The sequence below is a fragment of the Senegalimassilia sp. genome (assembly GCF_977052095.1).
Map to the genome: position 1 here is coordinate 1 of NZ_CDRSTZ010000002.1, position 17,635 is coordinate 17,635.

The following is a 17,635-nucleotide window of genomic DNA, read 5'->3' on the forward strand; positions in this document are numbered from 1 at the left end:
CAACCACGGTGGTGCACACGGCGTCGCCCGTGATGTTCACGGCGGTGCGCGTCATGTCCAGGATACGGTCGATGCCCATGATCAGCGCGATGCCTTCAAGCGGCAGCCCCACGGAGTTGAACACCATCGACAACGTGATAAGTCCCACCGACGGGACACCAGCCGTGCCAATGGATGCCAGCGTTGCCGTGGCGATAACCGTTGCATACTCCACAGGTCCCAGCTGTACGCCGAACAGCTGTGCCGTGAACACCACGGCCACGCCCTGCATGATGGACGTGCCGTCCATGTTGATGGTGGCGCCCAACGGGATGGTGAATGACGAGATGCGGCGGTCGACGCCCATCTTCTTCTCCAGCGTCTCGATGTTCAGCGGAATGGTGGCGTTCGACGTGGCCGTGGAGAACGCGAACATCATCACGGAGATGAACTTCTTCAGGAACTTCACGGGGTTCACGCGCGCCAGCAGGAACAGCAGCAGCATATACACCACCAGGCACTGCACGGCCAGCGCCAAAAGCACGCCGGCCATGTACTTCACCATGGGCAGGAACGCGTCGAAGCCGATGTTGGCGAACGTGCGCGCCAATAGGCAAAACACACCGATGGGCGCCACATACATGACCAGTGAGGTCATCTTCATCATGATGTCGTTGAACTGCTCGAAAAAGCGGTGCACCACCTCGACCTTGCGGCCCATCATGGACAGGATGATGCCGATGAACAGGGCGAAGAAGATGATGGCCAACATATCGCCCGAGGCCAGCGCCTGGATGGGGTTCTTCGGGATGATGTTCAGCAGCGTGTCGGTAAACGAGACGTCGGTGGACGTGCTGCTCGAAAGCGACGAGGTGTCGCTGGCGACCAGGCCGGACATGTCCACGCCGCGGCCGGGGTTGATGAGGTTCGCCACGCTCAGCGCCACGGATACGGCAAGCGCGGTGGTGCATAGGTAGAACGCCAGCGTTTTCAGGCCGATGGTGCCAAGCGTTTTCGTGTCGCCGATGGACGACGCGCCGCACACGATGGAGCAGAATACCAATGGCACCACCAGCATCTGCATCAGGCGGATGAAGCCCTGGCCAACCACGTAGAAGATGCCGTTGACGAACACGTCGTCGCGGATGGTGCCGGCCGGAACCAGGTAGTGGAAGATCACGCCGCAGACAAGGCCGAGCAGAAGCGCGATAAGGATAGCGCCGGTCAGCCCGATGTGCAGGCGCTTGGGCTTTTCGCCCATGTTGATTTCGGTGGACATGCGGCGCCCCTATTCTGTGCAGGCCAGCGCGGCCAGGTCGTGTTCGGCGGCGAAGGCGGCAAGGTCGTCTTCCCAGGTGGGCATGGCGAACACGCCGGTCAGGCGCGCCATCATGTCGTCGAGCTCGATGCGGTAGCCCTGGCGTGGGTTCGCGGTGCCGCGCAGGTTGCCCGTGGGTTGGCCGGCAAGCGCGAATGCGCGCTCGAAGAACTCGAAGCGGCTGGTCACGCCCGTGCAGGCGGCGTGGAACGTGCCGAACTCATCTGACTCCATGACGGCCAGGACGAAGCGCGCGAACGTGTCGGCCGACGTGGGGCAGGCGAATTGGTTGGCGGGGACGGGCACGGTTTTGCCCTGCGCCGACGCTTTGAGGGCGCGGCCAAGCAGGTCGTCGGGCTGGGCGGTGTACACCCAGCTGGAGCGCACGATGATGTGGCGCTGGCACAGCTCGCGCACGAAGCGCTCGCCGGCCTGCTTCGACTTGCCGTACACATGCGGCGGGTTCGTGACGTCGAACTCGTTGAACGCATGGTCGGTGTTTTCCGGGAACAGGTCGTCGGTGGACAGGTGCACCAGCGTGGCGCCCACACCGTTGCTGGCGATGGCCAGGTTGCGCGCGCCGAGCGCGTTGACCTTGTAGGCCTTGTCGGGGTCTTCGTCCGCCTCGGTGCGGCTGGCCAGCGCGGCGCAGTTGATGACGAAGTCGGGGCGATACGATTCGGCGTAGTTCATGATTTCGTGTAGGTCGGTAACGTCGATTTCGGCGTCGGTGGTGACCACCTTGTAGCGGCTGTGGTCGAGCGCGTGCTCGATGGCTTGGCCCATGCGGCCGGCGGCGCCGGCGATCCATACGGTTTCTTGGGGACCCAATCTCATGGGGCTGCTCCTTTGCTAGTTGCTCGCGCACGTGCCTTGGTGGGCATAGCGTAGCGGCGCTGGTGTTTTGCCAGGTTGTGGCGCCTTCGGCCGCGCACAGCCTGCCGGTTGGTTGTCCGGCTTGGTGCTTCGCGCACGAACGGATTCAATATACAAACGTGTTTATTTTACCCCTGCTTGCGCTGTTGCGTGGGGTGCATGTAGGCCGAAACGAAACCGAAATGCTTTGCGGTTTGTGCGGTGGCTTAAGGGTAATGCGTGCGGCTGCCAGGGCGCCTGTTGCGGTTTGAACCGGTCTTTACGGTTGCGCTTTATGGTATCTTCGTTTTCGCAGGTCGCGCTTGCTTTTACTGCAGCGTGGCATCTACGGCGCTGATCACGGCGTTGCGCAGGCCAGCCGCCTCCAGCGCGGCGACGCCCTTGATGGTGGTGCCGCCCGGCGAGCAGACGGCGTCCTTCATGGCGCCAGGGTGCGTGCCCTCTGCCAGGTGCAGCTGTGCGGTGCCGGCCATCATCTGCGCGGCCAAGCGGTACGCGGTGGCGCGCGGCAGGCCGTTCTTCACGGCGCCGTCGGCAAGCGACTCCAGGAACATGGCGGCAAAGGCCGGCCCGCACCCGGCAACGGCCGATGCGGTGGACAGCAGGTTTCCCGCCACAGGCTCGATGAGCGCGATAGGGCTGAACAGCTGCGTGAACGTGTCCCATTCGTCGCAGGTCAGAGAGTGTTTTTGCTCGCAGGCGATTACGCCGCAGCCAACGGCAATGGGTGTGTTCGGGATGGTGGACAGGTGGTGGCTTTCTTGCCCGAGCAGCTCGTCGTAGAAGTCGAACAGCAGCCCGGCGGCAACCGAGACCACGACCTTGCCCGCAAGCGCTTCGCGTGCCGGTGCAAGCACGTCGGCAACCATGTGCGGCTTCACGGCAACGATGATCAGGTCGCTTGCTTCGGCGACTTCGGCAGCGGTGTGCACCGGCGTCGCGCCTAGCGCGGCGCAGCTGGCCTGAAGCTTGTCGTAATGCGCGGCGCAGGCGGTGATGCGATCGCCTGCAACATTCGCGTGCTCTACCAGGCCTTTCGCCATTGCCTGGGCCATATTTCCAAACCCAATGAATCCGATGCGTGCAGTTTTCGCGTCCATGGTTCTCCTTTTGCTGAGCGTTTGCATTTGAGCGTTTCCGGCGTGGATGTTCTCTTTTCGCCGATAGGTCGATGATTTCGCTTTGGGGCGGACTGCTTCGCTGCTGCGAACCCACGCTTGAGCGCAGAGCAGTTGGGTGGCAGCGGCGGTTTGCCTGCAAAAACCATTGTAATCCCTGTAAGGTAAAGACTTCGTTTCGAACGTGCGTCAAGTGCGTAGGTAAGCCTCGTTCGGCATCAAAATATTGGTCGGCTTGTTTCGAACGGGCGCTATGTGCGTAGGTTCATTCGGAGATTTCGACACGAAGGGCGGTTTCCCTGCGGTTTTGGCGTCGAAGTGCGGTGGCCGGCGCGCTCTCCCTTTCGCAACCTACGCACTTCACGCACGTTTTGCTGCGTCCAAGTTTTCTCAAGGGCAAATGGGGAATCGATGGGTGCCGGCACGACGAATTTCGCCGCGATGGCTACCGCCGCTGGGGTTCAACGCAGCCAAACTGCTACGAAACCGCATTTCTCAAAATGCGCAGCATGAAAAAAGTGGGCCGGCAGGAAACCCTGCCGGCTCACTTGCCGCTATTGCTTGCGAAGCGTTATCGCGATGGTGTTGAGGTGCTCGAGCGCGCCGGCCTTAACGGCTGCGCGATCGCCTGCTGCATAGGGGTTGTCGCAGGCAACCCAATCGGCCCAGGCTTCTGCCGTGGATGTCATGGGGTGCATGTCGAGAATCTGAACGCCGGGGGTTTGCCCAATCATGCTCCGCCACCAGGTGATATCGTGCATGTATGCAAGCTGCTCAGGTGTCCAAGATTCAAGCAGGCATGCAGGCAAATCGTCATGGCAATCGCGCACCATGCCGGGGATAGACAGGTACAGCATGCCACCTTGCTTCACATAGGGCAGCAGCTTTTCGCCGAGGTAGTGCGCATCGCGGCCGTAGTAGTTGTAGGAGTCGATGCTCGCCACGGCATCGAAGAAGCCGTGCGGGAACGGCAGCCCCTGCGTTGCATCGGCCTTCACGGGATGTATCCCCTGGTCAGGAACCTTCATGCTGCGGAAAAACGCGCGGTTTTCCGCAGGGTCGCTCCACAGATCAACGGCATAGGTATCCAGGCCGTATTCGCGCGCAAGCATAACGCTGGTAATGCCGGTGCCCGACCCGAGGTCGCAAATGCGGCTGCCTGCAGGGAGGTCGGCTTCAAGGAACAACTCCTCACAGAGTTTTAGCGGGTTGGGACCCATGATTTTAGATTGCACGATTGCAGAGTCGAAGCTGTTTGCTTTTGGGAAATGCATGATGGTGTCCTGTTCTCATTGGTTGACAGCTTGGTTTTGACATAGGGGCCAAAAGAACGCCGCAAAAAACCTTGGGCCTGCTTATCGCAGCCTTCTGACCAGGCTATTTGCTTAGCGTTCTCTAAAGAACAAGGACCAAAAAGACATCCCCTTGAAATTGGTTGCGACAAAGCTTTTCTTTGTCGCTTGCCGGTGTTGTACGTGCGCGGCCAATCGCGCGCAACAGTAGCGAGCGATTGGCGGGCAGCACCAGCTAGCAATCGAGGTGCTGCCGCGAATCGAAGCCCAGCTCCTTAAGGCTGCTGGCCAGGTAATCGATGCTTGTGGGCGTGACCTTAATTAGGTGCAGCATAGTTTTGATTATGTCGAGCATGGCAGGCTTGATGCCTTTCGCGCTGGCGGCGTCGGCGAACTCTGCGTTGTCGGGGTCGACGATTTTCGCAACGCCAGTGACCTGGGCACTTGCAAGCGTTCCGAATCCGGCATACGGCTCGTAGATAGCAAGGCACACGTTCTTGTTGTGCTCGAGCGCCGCGAATTTCAGACCGCCTTCCGAAAAGATCCAAATAGCGCCCTCGCGATAGGCGTACTCAAGCGGTGTGCATCGCACAAAATCGCCCGAGGCGCAGGCGAGCGCACAGGTGTTATGCGAGGTTAGAAAGTCGTCAACCGCCTCTTTGAGCTGTTCATCCGGCATACGCGTCGCATCGTTTTCCTTGCTAGTCCAGTAGCGTGCCGCTGCTTCATATTCGCACTCATTCATGATATGTCCCTTTCTTTGGTTGATTATCGCGCTTTTTGTCGAACTGGCAAACGGGGAATCGTGCTAGCCAGAGGGCTTTATCCGCGTGCTGCCGGCGGCGTTGTCTGGGGTTGATGGAGCGCGAAAGGCGGTCGGGTGCACTTCGGGCGTCAAAAGATGCGCGAAGTGCGTAGGTGGATTTCGCGAAAGCGCATATACAGGGGTTTGGCGAGGTTGCTTTACGGGAAAAGGCCAGGTGGCGTCGATGTGAAAAAGGGTGTCGCGAGCGGGGGTTGAAATACCTACGCACTTCGCGAACGAAAGGAAAGTGGTGGGAATTTGACATAGAGAGGAATGGGCCGAACGAGGGGGTATCGCGGCTTGTTTGGCGTCTCCGCGCTTGAATGCGGTGCGGAAAAGGCAAAGTGGCGCTACATAGGCTTGAATTTGCTGATGATGGAGGCTGCCAGCATGTTGATGTGTGGATTGCCGAGAACAGCGGAATAGAAGAGAGCTGCCTCAGTAGCGTTCTGATTAGGCGTTTTGCTAATAATCGTTCTTGGAGCATCTGCTTGAGGTGTTTGGCATTCGAAAGCGCAGATGCTTCTTATTTGTAGCGTGGTGGGGGGTAGGAGTCGCTCCCTGCCGGCGGTGTGGGCGCCGGGTGTGCGCAGATGGACGCTAACTTGGCGAGGTTACGCGGCTAGTGTTTCCCAGTTGATGAAGATGTTGCGGCGCAGGTCGTGCTCTTGTTTGCGCAGGTTTTTAGTTTTGCGGCGGTAGGTGATGCCGAGGTGGCTTGCTAAGAGCCGCTTGACGGCGTCGAACCGATCGGCCAGTGCAATCTGCTCGTATGAAATCAACACGACTTCGTAGCCCATGTGCTGCAAGGCTACGGTGCGGTTGGCGTCGGACACTGCCGACGCGGTGTTGTCGTGCGCGATGCGCCCCTGGCACTCGATAATGAGCGGCTTCTTGCCTTTATGCTGGTCAAACAGCAGGTCGGCATAGCAGGTGCTGCGATTTGCCAGCATAGATGCGGCGGGGGAAAGCGCAATGCGCTGGTTATTGGTAAATGCCGGGAAGCCCTCGCCGCCTTTGCGGCGGGATTGGGTCAGCAAAATGGATGTTTGTGCCTCAAAGGGCGAGGCGGTCATTCCCGTTACGGTTTTCGCCGCTTTTGCGAAGCGTCGGTTGCCGCGCAGGCCCTTCGTGGCCACTGCGAACTGGCGTAGCTCGTCAAGGCTGATAAGCGGGCTGCGTTGCCAAAGGCTGGTGGGTTTACCGTCTTGTCCGGTGACTCGCCGCCAGCTGTTCGCCGGCAGTGTGCCGGCTTGTTGCGCGGTGGCAAGCAGGCCTTCGATTTCGGTCGAGGGTTTGAACACGGAAAACGTGCCGCAGAACTCATACATGGCCATCGCAAGATGCTCTTCCGAAAGATGTTGCGCTAGCTGCAACAGCGTGAACAGGGGCGATGTAACGTTGATGCCAAGGTCGGTAGTCTGAACGCAGCCGAATGGAAGCTCGGTAGAGGCAAGGTGCGACTGGATGCATTTGGCGCTCGAGCGCTTGCGGCGGTCGGTGACCATAAGGTGAATGATTGATCCGACAACATGCTGCACCAGGGGGTGGCGCTTAAGTCTGCTGCGGGTTTTGTCGGTTTGAGCTGCGGGAACTGTGGGCATTAGCGCGAACACCTGCGGCGGTGTGCGGTGCAGGCGGAACGCTGATATGTCGCATAAGGTTTCTTCCATGGGCGAACTATACGCGATGATTGCGGGCTTCAGCGCCGCGACGCGAAACGGTTGCCAACGTGTTACCCATTGCGAGCAGAGCGGCAAGGTTTCGCGTGCTGGTGGGCAGTCATGAGCGATTTGACGTGAGGGGTTTGGGAAAGGAGGAAGCCCGCGAGGTTGAGAAACGAAGGGGGTTGGCTACTCGCGCGAAGCTCGTTTTGACGTCGACCCCCTGGCGTTTATGCTGTTTCACCTGCGGCAACGAGGCGGGCAAACGAGAGGTAATCGCTCTGCCCGCCTTCGTCAATCTGCCGTGCTGCGGCAGATGGTACGTTCCGCTCACGCCGTTTGTGGCCCTTACACCCTTGCGCCTGCCGTTACGCGGCGGACTTTGCGGCCTGCTTCTGCTCGCGTTCGGCCTCAAGCAGCGCGCGGGCGTGGGCGATGGCGTCGTCGATGTTCGGGCGGAAGTGCTCTTCGCCGATCAGGTCGACGAATCCGGCGCGGCGCATCGTTTTCATCGGCTGCTCGTTCGCGTGGCTGAAAATGAGCCGAACGCCGTTTTCGCTGCAATAATCGTACAGGTTCTCAAGCGCGTTCATACCCGTTGCGTCAAGCGACGGCACGCCGCGCATGCGGATGATCAGGTATTTCGTGAAATCCTTCACCGAGATGTCGGAGATGCGGTCGGTCATGCCGAAGAACATCGGGCCGTTGATCTCGTACACGCGCACGCTTTTCGGCAGCTCGCGCAGGTGCGTAACCTCGGAGTTTTCGTCGCAGTAGTATTTCCAGCCTCTTACTTCGGTTTCTTCGCTGACCATCTTCATGAACAGCGCCACGGTGATCAGCATGCCCACGGCAATGGCCGTGACCAGGTCAAACACGATGGTCAGCGCGAACGTGAGCACCAGTGTGGCAACTGCGCCGCGCGACGCGGTGCGGCACAGGTGCGCGAAATTGCGCCACCCCGACATGTTGTAGGCAACTTGCAGCAGGATGGCCGCGATGGTGGGCATGGGAATGAGCGCGGCGTAGGGCATAAGGAACACCAGCACCACCAGCAGCACGACGGCGTGCACCATGCCGGCGATGGGCGTGCGGCCGCCGCTTTTCACGTTGGCGGCCGTGCGCGCGATGGCGCCGGTGGCGGGGATGCCGCCGAACAGCACGGAGCCGATGTTGCCGACGCCTTGCGCCACCAGCTCCATGTTGCAGCGGTGGTGCGAGCTGATCATGGAGTCGGCGACGACGCACGACAGCAGCGACTCGATGGCGGCCAGGATGGCGATGGTGATGCCGTTGGCGAGTTCGTCGCGGAAGATCCCCAGGTCAAGTTGGGGAACGTGAAGCGCGGGCAGGCTGGCGTTGATGGTGTACAGGTCGCCGATGGTGTTGACGTTCAGATTGAAGGCGCCAACCATGGCCGCGCCGACGATGACGGCCACAAGCGAGCCGGGGATGCGGCGGGACACGCGCGGCCATACGATGAGGATGGCAAGGCACACGGCGCCGACCAGCAGCGCCTGCCCGTTGATGGTGGCGATGTTGGCGCCGATGGCGGCAAGCTTGTCGGCGGTTTCGATGGTGGTGGTACCGGCGGGGTATGTGAGACCAAGCAGGTCTTTGACCTGGCCAATCACGATGGTGACGGCGATGCCGGCCGTGAAGCCCGTCGTGATGGTGTACGGCACAAAGCGGATGAGCGTGCCAAGCTTCAGCAGGCCCATGAGCACCAGCAGAATGCCGGCGATGATGGTCGCCGCGATAAGGCCGTCGATGCCGTCGGTGGCAACAATTCCGGCGACGATGGTGGCGAACGCGGCGGTGGGACCAGAGATTTGCACGCGGCTGCCGCCAAGCAGCGCAATGAGGAAGCCGGCGACGATAGCGGTGTAAAGCCCCTGCTCAGGGCCGACACCTGACGCGATGGCAAGCGCGATGGAAAGCGGCAGCGCCACGATAGCTACGACGATGCCGGACACGATGTCGCGTGGGATTTGGCGGCGCAGCTCCTCTTTATCGGTGTGTTTGATAACGCTGAACAGGATTGGCTTGAGTTTGTCGTGCTGCATGGGTTCCGTTTCGTTGCTGGTTGTGCGGTTGCGGGCGCGCTTGTCGCCCGGGCCGGGCTTTGGAGACAAAAAATGTCCCGCCCAGGTTGCCCCGGGCGGGACATGCGCGTTTTCAGTTGTTGCCTTGCGGTTGCAAGGGTTGACTATGGTAACGCTTTAGTAACGGATGACGGTCGGGTACACAAAATCGTCAACTTGCGGGTTGCGTTCGCGCGGGCGAGTTCGCGTGTTTGCGGCTGTGCGGCCCCGTGGCCACGCAGCTACGCCGACCATGTGCCGCATGCGTGTGACGCGCAAACTCGCCCCAGGGGCTATGCCATCGCGTGCCACATGCATGACACGGTCGGCCCGCGGCGCAAAAAGCCCGCTAGCTTTCGCCAGCGGGCTTCGTGGAAATCAGTTTCCCCAGGTGAAATGCGCGCGATTAGAAGCGCAGGCTCAGGCAGGACAGGCCGCCGTCGATTTTGCGGTACTCGGACGTGTCTACCACCAGCGTCTTGTAGCCCAGGTCCTGAACGGCCTTGAGCACGGTGGGGTAGCCCTCGGCCACGATGACGGTGCCGTTGACCCAGATGCAGTTCGCGCCGTAGGCCTCGTCGGCGGGCACGACCACCTTGTTGTACTGGGCAAAGTCGGGCTTGTCGATGAACTCGCCGGACACCAGCATGTTGTTGTCCTCGATGTAGTTCACGCCCGTCTTCAGGTGCAGCACCTCCTCAAGCGGCACCTCGGAGCCCTCAAGACCCCAGCCGGCCAGGATTTCGCAGAACTGGCGGATGCCCTCTTCGTTAGTGCGCGCGGAACGGCCGACATAGAAGTGGTCGCCCACCATCATGACATCGCCGCCGTCGAGCGTGCCCGGGGCCTCAATGTGCTTGACGTGCTCGTCGTCAAAGAAGCGGCGCACGACCGGCTCGATCTCGTTCTTCTCGCCGTTGCGGCTGTCCGCGCCGGGGTTGGTGATGATGGCGCCGCAGCGCGTGATGACGGCCGGATCCTCAACGAAGCAGCTGTCGGGATACTGCTCAAGCGCGGGCAGGACGGTGACGTCGACGCCGCACTGCTCAAGGGCGTGCTCGTAGTCGTAATGCTCCTCGATGGCGCGCTCGTACATGGGTTTGCCCAGTTCAGGAGCGCTGGTGATGCCGTCACACAGCGACTTGCCCGGGCGGCGGATGATTACGTGGTTGAACTTCGTCATGCTTCTCTCTCCTTGAAAACATGTCTTCGGCGCGCCGGCAGCTTGCTATGCGCGTCGCGTTCGGGGTTGGTGATAGCTGCTTGCATGGCATTATACCCGCATTTGCGCGCCGCGGCAGAAAAGGCTGCGCGGGCTTTAACTGCGATTTCGGGCGCTGTTCGCAGGTGGTAATTCCTAGTTGGCTCCTATCATTCGCGAAGTGCGTAGGTAATGCGTCAAGGTGCGTGCGGCGGTGGTTGCAGGTTGGCAAAATGCCTGGGAAATGGCGTCGCGATTTTGGCGCGAGGGCGGAGAGTGGCTACAATCTACGCACTTCGCGAATGATAGGGAATTACTAGGGAATCAAAGGGTACGACGGCTGCTGCCGTTTGAGGTGATTGGCGATGGGTTGGGGGCTTGGTTTGGGTTACGCGATGCTAGCGGGCGATACGGCCGCGATTGCGTTTTCGCTGGTGGGAGTTAGGGGTGCTGCCATTCGCGGCGTCCGCCGATGCGCCGGGCGCGCTTTCGGCTGCCTCCTGGTGTTCGGAGCTACCCTTGTCGCCCAGCTGCGTGATGGCGATCGAACCGAAAATCAGCATGAAGCCCAGCGCCATCCTTGGCGTAAGAATCTCGCCGAAAAATGCCACGCTGAACAGGGCGCAGAACACGCTTTCCAGCGAGCAAAGCAGGCCGGCTTCGGCAGGCGATACGTGCGCTTGCGCAAAGTTTTGCGCAACGGCGCCGAACGCTGCCGAAAGCACGCACACGTAGGCCATCGCGCCGATGAACTGGGGCGTTGCCACCTGCGCGGCGGTAGGTGCCGGCTGCGTGGCTGCTGCAAGCGCAAGGGCAAGCATGCCGCTGGTGAATTGCTGGATGACGGTGACGGTCAGCACGTCGTTGTCGCGCATGACCAGCCCTATGACAACGATCTCGGCGCCATAGAGGAACGCGGAAAGGACGCTGACGCCGTCGCCTAAGCTGATGGAAAAGCCGTCAGTCAGCGACACCAGTGCAATGCCGATTGTACAAATGGCGGCGGCGATCAGGGTTTTTGTTGCCGGCCGGCGCCGCGCAACCACCCACCAGATAAACGGGACGGTTAGGCAGTAGCACGCGCTCAGGAAGGCGTTTTTCGACGGCGTGGTCATGCCAAGCCCCAAAAACTGCGTCCAGAAACCCAGGAACGAAAACAGGCCGATGATGCACCCTGCTTTAAGAACGCGTGCGTCGAAGTGACGTTTGATGTGAGGAAACAGGATGATAAGCAGCACGATGCCCGCGCCCAAGAACCGAATGGCGGTGAACCACGTTGCACCAACGGTTGCGATGGCCCCTTTGCCGATGACGAACCCCAGCCCCCAAATGGCGGCCGCGCACACCAGTACCAGGCGGTAAACGCCCAGAGGATATGTCCTGCTTGCAATGTCCATGGGACATTAGTATACGCGGGATTGTTGTGGCACGCGAGCATGGACGGTATCCTGGTGTGCGGAGAGAATCGAAAGGTACACGGAGGAACACATGAACTATCGCGTGCTGGGGAAGACGGGATTGAAAGTCAGCGAAATCGGCTTCGGCGCCGAATGGATGCCGGGTGATGACGCGCAGGCGGTGCGCGAGGTGACGCGCGCGGCGGCCGCGGCGGGTGTGAACATCGTTGATTGCTGGATGGCCGATCCGGCCGTGCGCCGTGCGTTGGGCGATGCGGTGTGCGAGCAGCGTGAACAGTGGATCGTGCAGGGGCATTTCGGTTCGACTTGGCAGGACGGCCAATACGTGCGCACGCGCGACATGGACAAGGTTGTGCCGGCGTGGGAATACCTGCTTGACTGCTTCGGCGGCCACATTGAGCTGGGGCTTATCCATTACGTTGACTCGACGGCCGAGTTCGCCGAAATCATGGCGGGCCCGTTCATCGACTACGTGCGCGCCGAGCGCGCGGCGGGCCACATCGACCATATCGGCCTGTCGACGCACAACCCCGACGTGGCGCTTGCGGCGTGCGACTACGACGACATTGCCATGATCATGTTCTCGCTCAACCCTGCGTTCGACATGCTGCCGCCGTCCGAGGACATCAGCACCATGTTCGCCGAACATTACAGCGACGACCTGTCGAACATCGATCCGCGCCGCCAGGAGCTGCACCATCGCTGCGAAGAGCGCAACGTGGGGCTGACGGTGATGAAGCCGTTCGCTGGCGGGCGGCTGCTTGATGCGGAGAAATCGCCGTTCGGCGTGGCCATGACGCCGGTGCAGTGCATCGACTATTGCCTGGCGCGCCCGGCGGTGGCGTCGGTGCTGGCGGGCTATCGCAGCGTCGATGAGCTGGCCGGATGCGTGGCGTACGAAACCGCAACCGACTGGGAGCGCAATTGCGGCCGCGTGCTGTCCCATGCGCCGGCGCACTCGTATTTCGGCCAGTGCATCTATTGCGGGCACTGTCAGCCGTGCGCGGTGGGCATCAACATCGCGGATGTCAACAAGTTCTACGATCTGGCGCGCGTCCACGACGAGGTGCCGGAATCGGTGGCCGGCCATTACGCGGCGCTGTCGGCGCATGCGGGCGACTGCCTGGATTGCGGCTGCTGCGAGCGCAACTGCCCGTTCGGCGTGCGCATTGCCTGCCGCATGGAATACGCGGCGGAACTGTTCGGCTATTAAGCCTGCGAACAGGGAAAACGAAGCGAAAACGAAAAGGTTCGGGGCATGTGCCTCGGACCCTTTTTTGGTTGGATGCCGTGATGCGCCAACCGTTTGCGCGAGGGGTTGTTAGGCGCCCGCCGTGGGGGTGCTGCTGCGCGACGGGGGCGCGCATTCGCTGCGCGGCGGCACTTCGGGGAAGACGGCGCGCGTGATGATGCCGTCTTTCTCCATGGCGCGCAGGTTGTCCGTGAGCACTTTCTCGCTGATGCCGGGGATGGCGCGGCGCAGCTCGCCGAAGCGGAACGGCCGGTCCATCAGCTGCTGGATGATGAAGATCTTCCACTTGTTGCCGATGAGCATGAGCGTAGTGGCAACGGGGCAGGGCGGCAATTCCTCTTTCGTGAGCATGGCGTTCCTTTCTTGCCTTGTGCGGGCGGCTTGCGAAGGCTTGCGGCTGGTGGCGCTGCTGCGGAGCGTTCCGGTCGGCGCTGCCGCGCTGCTGCGCGCCGGCGCGCGCGGGCGCTGTCGCGCTTGTTGACGGGCGCGCTGTGTGGTTTGCTGCGCGCCCGTTTGCGCTGCTGTGCCGTTGCGCGGGCGGCAATCACTTGTGCGCCGCTCGGCGGGCGCGCTGACGGTTTCGCAGCGCCCCCACCAACTACCGCACAACGACAGAAGACGAGAGCATCACCCCAGATGAAAGGCGAGAATTACCATGGATTTGCAAACCTGCCTCCGAGTGCGATCAGCGCTGTAAGCGCTGCTACCTGTTCAGCGAGGACGCGCGCATGGCCTGCAAGTCGATGACATGGGACGGCATGATGCTCGTGCTGGACAGCTGCTATGACTTCTGCGACCGCGTCGGACGTGAGCCGTACTTCTACATCACCGGCGGCGACCCGATTCTGCATCGCGATTTCTGGCGGCTGGCCGAAGAGCTGCACGCACGCGGCGCGATGTGGCGCATCATGGGCAACCCCTTCCACCTCACCGACGAGGTGCGCGCCCGCATGCGCGCGCTGGGCTGTGTCAAGTACCAGCTCAGCCTTGACGGCGCCACCGCCGCCACGCACGACCTGTTCCGCAAGCCCGGCAGCTTCGACGAAACGCTGCGTGCTGCCGGCTGCATCAAGCGCAGCGGCATGTGGCTGGCGCTTATGAGCACGGTGAGCAGCATGAACGCCGCTGAGTTGCCCGACATGATCGGCCTGGCCGCCCGCATCGGTGCCGAGTGTTCGCGTTCGGGCGCTACTGTCCCACGAAGGGCCAGCGTCTCGAGGAATTCCACATGGAGCCGCTGGAGTATCGCGCGCTGCTGCTTGCTTGCCAAAAGCGCATCGACGAGTTTTTGGCCGCCGGCTGCACCACCACGTTCCAGAAGAAGGACCACCTGTGGACGCTGCTGGAGTGGGAGCAGGGGCGCTTCACCATCCCTGAAGGCGCGGCGTGCGGCAAGATCTACGACGGCTGTCACTGCGGCATCGCGCACATGACGGCGCTGCCCACCGGCGACGTGTACGCGTGCCGCCGCATGGAAAGCCGCATCGGCAACGTGCGCGAGAAAATCATGTTCGACCTGTTCACGGGGCAGAATATGGAAGCGCATCGCGAGTTCTCGAAGTTCGAGAAGTGCAACTGTTGCAAGCTGCGCGGGTGGTGTCGCGGCTGCCCGGCCGTGGCGGCGGGCTACACGGGCAACAGGTACGCCCCTGACCCGCAATGCTGGATGGAAGTGGACTAGCAGTTGACGGATTTGCTGCGGCGGCGTTTCGCCATTCGGAAGTACACGTCGCGGCGGGTTCGTGTGCCGCGAACCGCGCGGCACTTTGGCGGAGCGAGGTAAGGGGTTACGCGGCTTCGACGCGCTGGTGGCGAAAAAGCTTGCGCCGACGGCGGCCTCGTAAGAATATAGGGTGAGTTGCGAATGAGGAAATTCGGAAGGAATTAGGCAATGAACTGGGCAAACAATGCGGAAGCGTTCGAGCGCGATATCGCGCGCACGGCTGAGGTGATTAACGCGGCCGACGCCGTGTTCGTGGGTGCCGGCGCGGGGCTTTCCACGGCGGCCGGGTTCGCCTACACCGGCGAGCGGTTCGAGCGTTACTTCGCCGATTTCCACGCGCGCTACGGGTTCACCGACATGTACTCGGGCGGGTTCTACCCGTACGCCACCAGCGAGGAGCTGTGGGCGTTTTGGAGCCGCTACGTTATGGTGAACCGCTACGACCTGGGCGCGAACCCGCTGTACGTGCAGCTATGCAAGCTGCTTGAAGGCCGCGACTACTTCGTGCTGACTACCAACGTCGACCACCAGTTTCAGCTGGCCGGGTTCGACAAGCGTCGCCTGTTCTACACGCAGGGTGACTACGGCCTGTTCCAGTGCTCGGAGCCGTGCTGCGCCGAGACGTTCGACAACGAAGCGCAGGTGTGCGCCATGTGCGAACAGCAGCGCGACCTGCGTATTCCCAGCGAGCTGATTCCGCGCTGCCCGCATTGCGACCGCGAGATGACCATGAACCTGCGCGCGGACAACAAGTTCGTGCAGGACGAGGGCTGGTACGCCGCGCAGGCGCGCTACGCCGATTTCGTGCGCCGCCACGCGGGCATGCGCGTGGTGTACCTGGAGCTGGGCGTGGGGTACAACACGCCGGTGATCATCAAGTACCCGTTTTGGCGCGCCGTGCTAGAGAATTCGCGGGCCACGTACGTGTGCGCGAACTACGGCGAGGCGGTGGCGCCGCGCGAGATAGAGGGCCGATCCATCTGCATCAACGCCGATTTGGCGAAGACAATCGACGCGCTCTCGGCGGCGCTCGGCCGCTAGCGGGGCCCGGCGCTTCGCTAGCGGGAAGGCGACAGCAGCGCAGTGCGCCGGCGGGGCCGGCTGTCGGCGAACGTGGCTTTGCTGACGCGCGTCGATTGATGTCGCGGGGCATTTCGAGGGCGATGGTGGTGCGACTTGCCAAGCTGGATTTGCCGGCGAGGGGGAATTGCGCTTGGCAGGGCTGTGCAAAAAGGACGGGCTGCCCCTGAAAAAGCAGCTCGCCCTTTTGCTGCTTCGGCTTGCACCAATGCGCGGTTTTACCTTACGCCCAGGTGAAATTCTCGCGTCCGGCGCCCACTTCGAAGTGGTACTTCACGATGCCCAAGTCCACTTTCGCGTAGAAGCCCATGCCCGCCTTTGCCGACACTTTGCCGTTTTCCAAGGTCAGCTTGAACTTCTGCTGGTTCATGGCCGTGGGCGCCAGAAGCGCTGCCTCGACGCCGGCCTTGAGCCACGCCGGCGAGCCGCTGCTCAGGTTGCTTACCTCGGCGGCGGACTTCACCTTGTGCGTCACGCCTTGCGTTTCCCCATGTCCCAGCGCAATGACCACGGTCAGCTTCTCGTTGGCGCCCATCTGGAACACGCCCGGGATCTTCTTGTACGTCATGGCTACCCAGCAGGTGTTCAGGCCTAGCTGCTGCGCCTTCAGCACCAGGCGCTCGCCGTAGTAGCCACACAGCTCGTCAAGCTGGCTGCCTTTCGGGCCCACCAGCGCGATGTAGTTTTTGACGCCGCTGAACTTGCCGTAGTGGGCCATGGTGCTGTCGAACGCCTTCGGCTCGTTCGCGACAAGCTGGATGTGCAGCCCGCCTTCGCGGTTGCACGCCGCGATTTCGTCTTGCAGCGCAGCAAGCGCGTCGGCCGCGATGGGCTCGTCGGTGTATTGGCGCACGCTGTGGCGATGCTGGATTGCTTCCATAAGCTCCATGGTATTCGCTCTTTCCGTCGTATCAAGGGGTACGGTGCCCGCCGCGTCTTACGCTGTGGCTGCGTTTCTTTGATGCGGTATAACCGCAGGTAAACAGGGTAGAATCGAAGGATTTGGTTGCAGCGCGTGCCCGTGTTATTTGGTGTAGCTTCGGTCTGGTTGGTCTTCCATGATGCGTTTTGCGTGCATGAGCATGTGCAGCAGGCCGTTCATGGCTTTTGCGTCGGCGTCGAAGTAGTAATAGTTTTTCGTGCCCTCGCGGCGCATCTTGACCAGCCCCGCGCCTTTAAGGATTTGCAGATGGTGCGACACGGCGGGGCGGGAAAGGTGCGTGCGCTCCGTGATCTCTCCTACGCGAACGCCGCTGCACTTGTCGATCCCGATCACCTCGACGATGAGGTGCTGGCGGTTTTCATCGCCAAGCGCCAGCAGAAGTTTTCGACACGACGCGAACTCTTCGGCTAGCTGTTGAATCTCAAGCGGGTCGACGTGTTGCCGCTGCTCATCGTGCTGCGCTTTCTGTGGTTCTGCGTTTTCCAATCGGTTATACCTTCTTTCGTTCAACCGTTTAAACCGTTTATAGCATGCGGGGCAGCAGAGTGGCCCTTTGGTAAAGAAAAACGAGACCATTGAAATCCTAGTAAAACGCTAACGTTCGCGAAGTGCGTAGGATGTGCTACTGTGCCGCCCTTGCTTTGTCAAAAGGTGCGCGATGTGCGTAGGTTGAGGCGACAGATGCGAGAGCTCCTCGCCGGCGCGCCGCAAATGCCCTGGTGACGGTTTTCGGACTAGGGCGGCTTGTGCAGGCACGTGCGGCAACCTACGCACATCGCGCACCTTCTGTTGAGCAATCATTCGGGAATCGAGTTTCGAAGTATCGTCAAGTGCGTAAGTTTATGAGCACAGCGCCATCAAGGCGGGGACAGCACGCACGTT

At 61.3% G+C, this 17,635-nt stretch carries 15 protein-coding genes and 1 pseudogene; 4 read left to right on the forward strand and 12 right to left on the reverse strand.

What is annotated here, in order from left to right; all coding sequences use genetic code 11:
* From ACWI6D_RS00565 to ACWI6D_RS00605, 9 genes are all read right to left on the reverse strand, one after another.
* On the reverse strand, window positions 1–1,258 hold a 1,258-nt coding region (locus ACWI6D_RS00565; RefSeq protein ID WP_449133265.1), incomplete at its 3' end, for a dicarboxylate/amino acid:cation symporter.
* Between the two features lie 9 nt (window positions 1,259–1,267).
* Entirely contained in the window at window positions 1,268–2,134 is an 867-nt protein-coding gene (locus tag ACWI6D_RS00570; protein WP_449133266.1) for an SDR family oxidoreductase, read from the reverse strand.
* Window positions 2,135–2,481: 347 nt separating this feature from the next.
* Window positions 2,482–3,273, reverse strand: coding sequence for a pyrroline-5-carboxylate reductase (gene proC, locus ACWI6D_RS00575; RefSeq protein WP_449133267.1), 792 nt, complete (start codon window positions 3,271–3,273; stop codon window positions 2,482–2,484).
* Between the two features lie 572 nt (window positions 3,274–3,845).
* Window positions 3,846–4,565 carry an SAM-dependent methyltransferase gene (locus ACWI6D_RS00580; protein ID WP_449133268.1) on the reverse strand — a complete coding sequence of 240 codons (720 nt, stop codon included), beginning with the start codon at window positions 4,563–4,565 and terminating at the stop codon, window positions 3,846–3,848.
* A gap of 253 nt (window positions 4,566–4,818) precedes the next feature.
* Window positions 4,819–5,328 (reverse strand): pyridoxamine 5'-phosphate oxidase family protein, encoded by a 510-nt coding sequence (locus ACWI6D_RS00585; protein WP_449133269.1) that lies wholly within the window; start codon window positions 5,326–5,328, stop codon window positions 4,819–4,821.
* Window positions 5,329–6,002: 674 nt separating this feature from the next.
* Window positions 6,003–6,896: a hypothetical protein gene (locus ACWI6D_RS00590; RefSeq protein WP_449133270.1), complete on the reverse strand. Its 894-nt coding sequence runs from the start codon at window positions 6,894–6,896 to the stop codon at window positions 6,003–6,005.
* Between the two features lie 524 nt (window positions 6,897–7,420).
* Entirely contained in the window at window positions 7,421–9,118 is a 1,698-nt protein-coding gene (locus ACWI6D_RS00595; RefSeq protein ID WP_449133271.1) for a SulP family inorganic anion transporter, read from the reverse strand.
* Between the two features lie 424 nt (window positions 9,119–9,542).
* Window positions 9,543–10,319, reverse strand: a complete 777-nt coding sequence (locus ACWI6D_RS00600; RefSeq protein ID WP_288285370.1) for a dimethylarginine dimethylaminohydrolase family protein — start codon at window positions 10,317–10,319, stop codon at window positions 9,543–9,545.
* Window positions 10,320–10,735: 416 nt separating this feature from the next.
* Window positions 10,736–11,734, reverse strand: a complete 999-nt coding sequence (locus ACWI6D_RS00605; protein WP_449133272.1) for a DMT family transporter — start codon at window positions 11,732–11,734, stop codon at window positions 10,736–10,738.
* A gap of 91 nt (window positions 11,735–11,825) precedes the next feature.
* Between ACWI6D_RS00605 and ACWI6D_RS00610 the strand changes: the two genes are divergently transcribed.
* Window positions 11,826–12,968: an aldo/keto reductase gene (locus tag ACWI6D_RS00610; RefSeq protein ID WP_449133273.1), complete on the forward strand. Its 1,143-nt coding sequence runs from the start codon at window positions 11,826–11,828 to the stop codon at window positions 12,966–12,968.
* A gap of 108 nt (window positions 12,969–13,076) precedes the next feature.
* Here ACWI6D_RS00610 and ACWI6D_RS00615 read toward each other — a convergent pair whose 3' ends face one another.
* Window positions 13,077–13,358, reverse strand: a complete 282-nt coding sequence (locus tag ACWI6D_RS00615) for a winged helix-turn-helix transcriptional regulator (RefSeq protein ID WP_449133274.1) — start codon at window positions 13,356–13,358, stop codon at window positions 13,077–13,079.
* Between the two features lie 377 nt (window positions 13,359–13,735).
* Between ACWI6D_RS00615 and ACWI6D_RS00620 the strand changes: the two are divergent.
* The 3 genes and pseudogenes from ACWI6D_RS00620 to ACWI6D_RS00630 form a co-directional block, all read left to right on the forward strand.
* A pseudogene (locus ACWI6D_RS00620) lies at window positions 13,736–14,092 on the forward strand (radical SAM protein); the annotation flags it as partial.
* Window positions 14,093–14,235: 143 nt separating this feature from the next.
* The gene (locus tag ACWI6D_RS00625) at window positions 14,236–14,688 is read left to right on the forward strand and encodes an SPASM domain-containing protein (protein ID WP_449133275.1); all 453 of its coding nucleotides are present in this window, start codon (window positions 14,236–14,238) and stop codon (window positions 14,686–14,688) included.
* Between the two features lie 210 nt (window positions 14,689–14,898).
* Window positions 14,899–15,771 carry an SIR2 family NAD-dependent protein deacylase gene (locus ACWI6D_RS00630; RefSeq protein ID WP_449133276.1) on the forward strand — a complete coding sequence of 291 codons (873 nt, stop codon included), beginning with the start codon at window positions 14,899–14,901 and terminating at the stop codon, window positions 15,769–15,771.
* 262 nt (window positions 15,772–16,033) lie between these two features.
* On the opposite strand, the gene ACWI6D_RS00635 is transcribed toward ACWI6D_RS00630, so the two are convergent.
* Complete coding sequence (locus ACWI6D_RS00635; protein WP_449133277.1) at window positions 16,034–16,699, reverse strand: nitroreductase family protein; 666 nt, start codon at window positions 16,697–16,699, stop codon at window positions 16,034–16,036.
* A gap of 135 nt (window positions 16,700–16,834) precedes the next feature.
* Window positions 16,835–17,239, reverse strand: a complete 405-nt coding sequence (locus ACWI6D_RS00640; protein WP_449133278.1) for an ArsR/SmtB family transcription factor — start codon at window positions 17,237–17,239, stop codon at window positions 16,835–16,837.
* Window positions 17,240–17,635 lie beyond the last annotated feature (396 nt).

What these genes read in the sequence shown, in the direction of transcription:
- ACWI6D_RS00570 (WP_449133266.1), bottom strand. Translation starts at nt 2,134, where the DNA reads ATGAGATTGGGTCCCCAAGAAACCGTATGGATCGCCGGCGCCGCCGGC.
- proC (WP_449133267.1), bottom strand. Translation starts at nt 3,273, where the DNA reads ATGGACGCGAAAACTGCACGCATCGGATTCATTGGGTTTGGAAATATG.
- ACWI6D_RS00580 (WP_449133268.1), bottom strand. Translation starts at nt 4,565, where the DNA reads ATGCATTTCCCAAAAGCAAACAGCTTCGACTCTGCAATCGTGCAATCT.
- ACWI6D_RS00585 (WP_449133269.1), bottom strand. Translation starts at nt 5,328, where the DNA reads ATGAATGAGTGCGAATATGAAGCAGCGGCACGCTACTGGACTAGCAAG.
- ACWI6D_RS00590 (WP_449133270.1), bottom strand. Translation starts at nt 6,896, where the DNA reads ATGGTCACCGACCGCCGCAAGCGCTCGAGCGCCAAATGCATCCAGTCG.
- ACWI6D_RS00595 (WP_449133271.1), bottom strand. Translation starts at nt 9,118, where the DNA reads ATGCAGCACGACAAACTCAAGCCAATCCTGTTCAGCGTTATCAAACAC.
- ACWI6D_RS00600 (WP_288285370.1), bottom strand. Translation starts at nt 10,319, where the DNA reads ATGACGAAGTTCAACCACGTAATCATCCGCCGCCCGGGCAAGTCGCTG.
- ACWI6D_RS00605 (WP_449133272.1), bottom strand. Translation starts at nt 11,734, where the DNA reads ATGGACATTGCAAGCAGGACATATCCTCTGGGCGTTTACCGCCTGGTA.
- ACWI6D_RS00610 (WP_449133273.1), top strand. Translation starts at nt 11,826, where the DNA reads ATGAACTATCGCGTGCTGGGGAAGACGGGATTGAAAGTCAGCGAAATC.
- ACWI6D_RS00615 (WP_449133274.1), bottom strand. Translation starts at nt 13,358, where the DNA reads ATGCTCACGAAAGAGGAATTGCCGCCCTGCCCCGTTGCCACTACGCTC.
- ACWI6D_RS00625 (WP_449133275.1), top strand. Translation starts at nt 14,236, where the DNA reads ATGGAGCCGCTGGAGTATCGCGCGCTGCTGCTTGCTTGCCAAAAGCGC.
- ACWI6D_RS00630 (WP_449133276.1), top strand. Translation starts at nt 14,899, where the DNA reads ATGAACTGGGCAAACAATGCGGAAGCGTTCGAGCGCGATATCGCGCGC.
- ACWI6D_RS00635 (WP_449133277.1), bottom strand. Translation starts at nt 16,699, where the DNA reads ATGGAGCTTATGGAAGCAATCCAGCATCGCCACAGCGTGCGCCAATAC.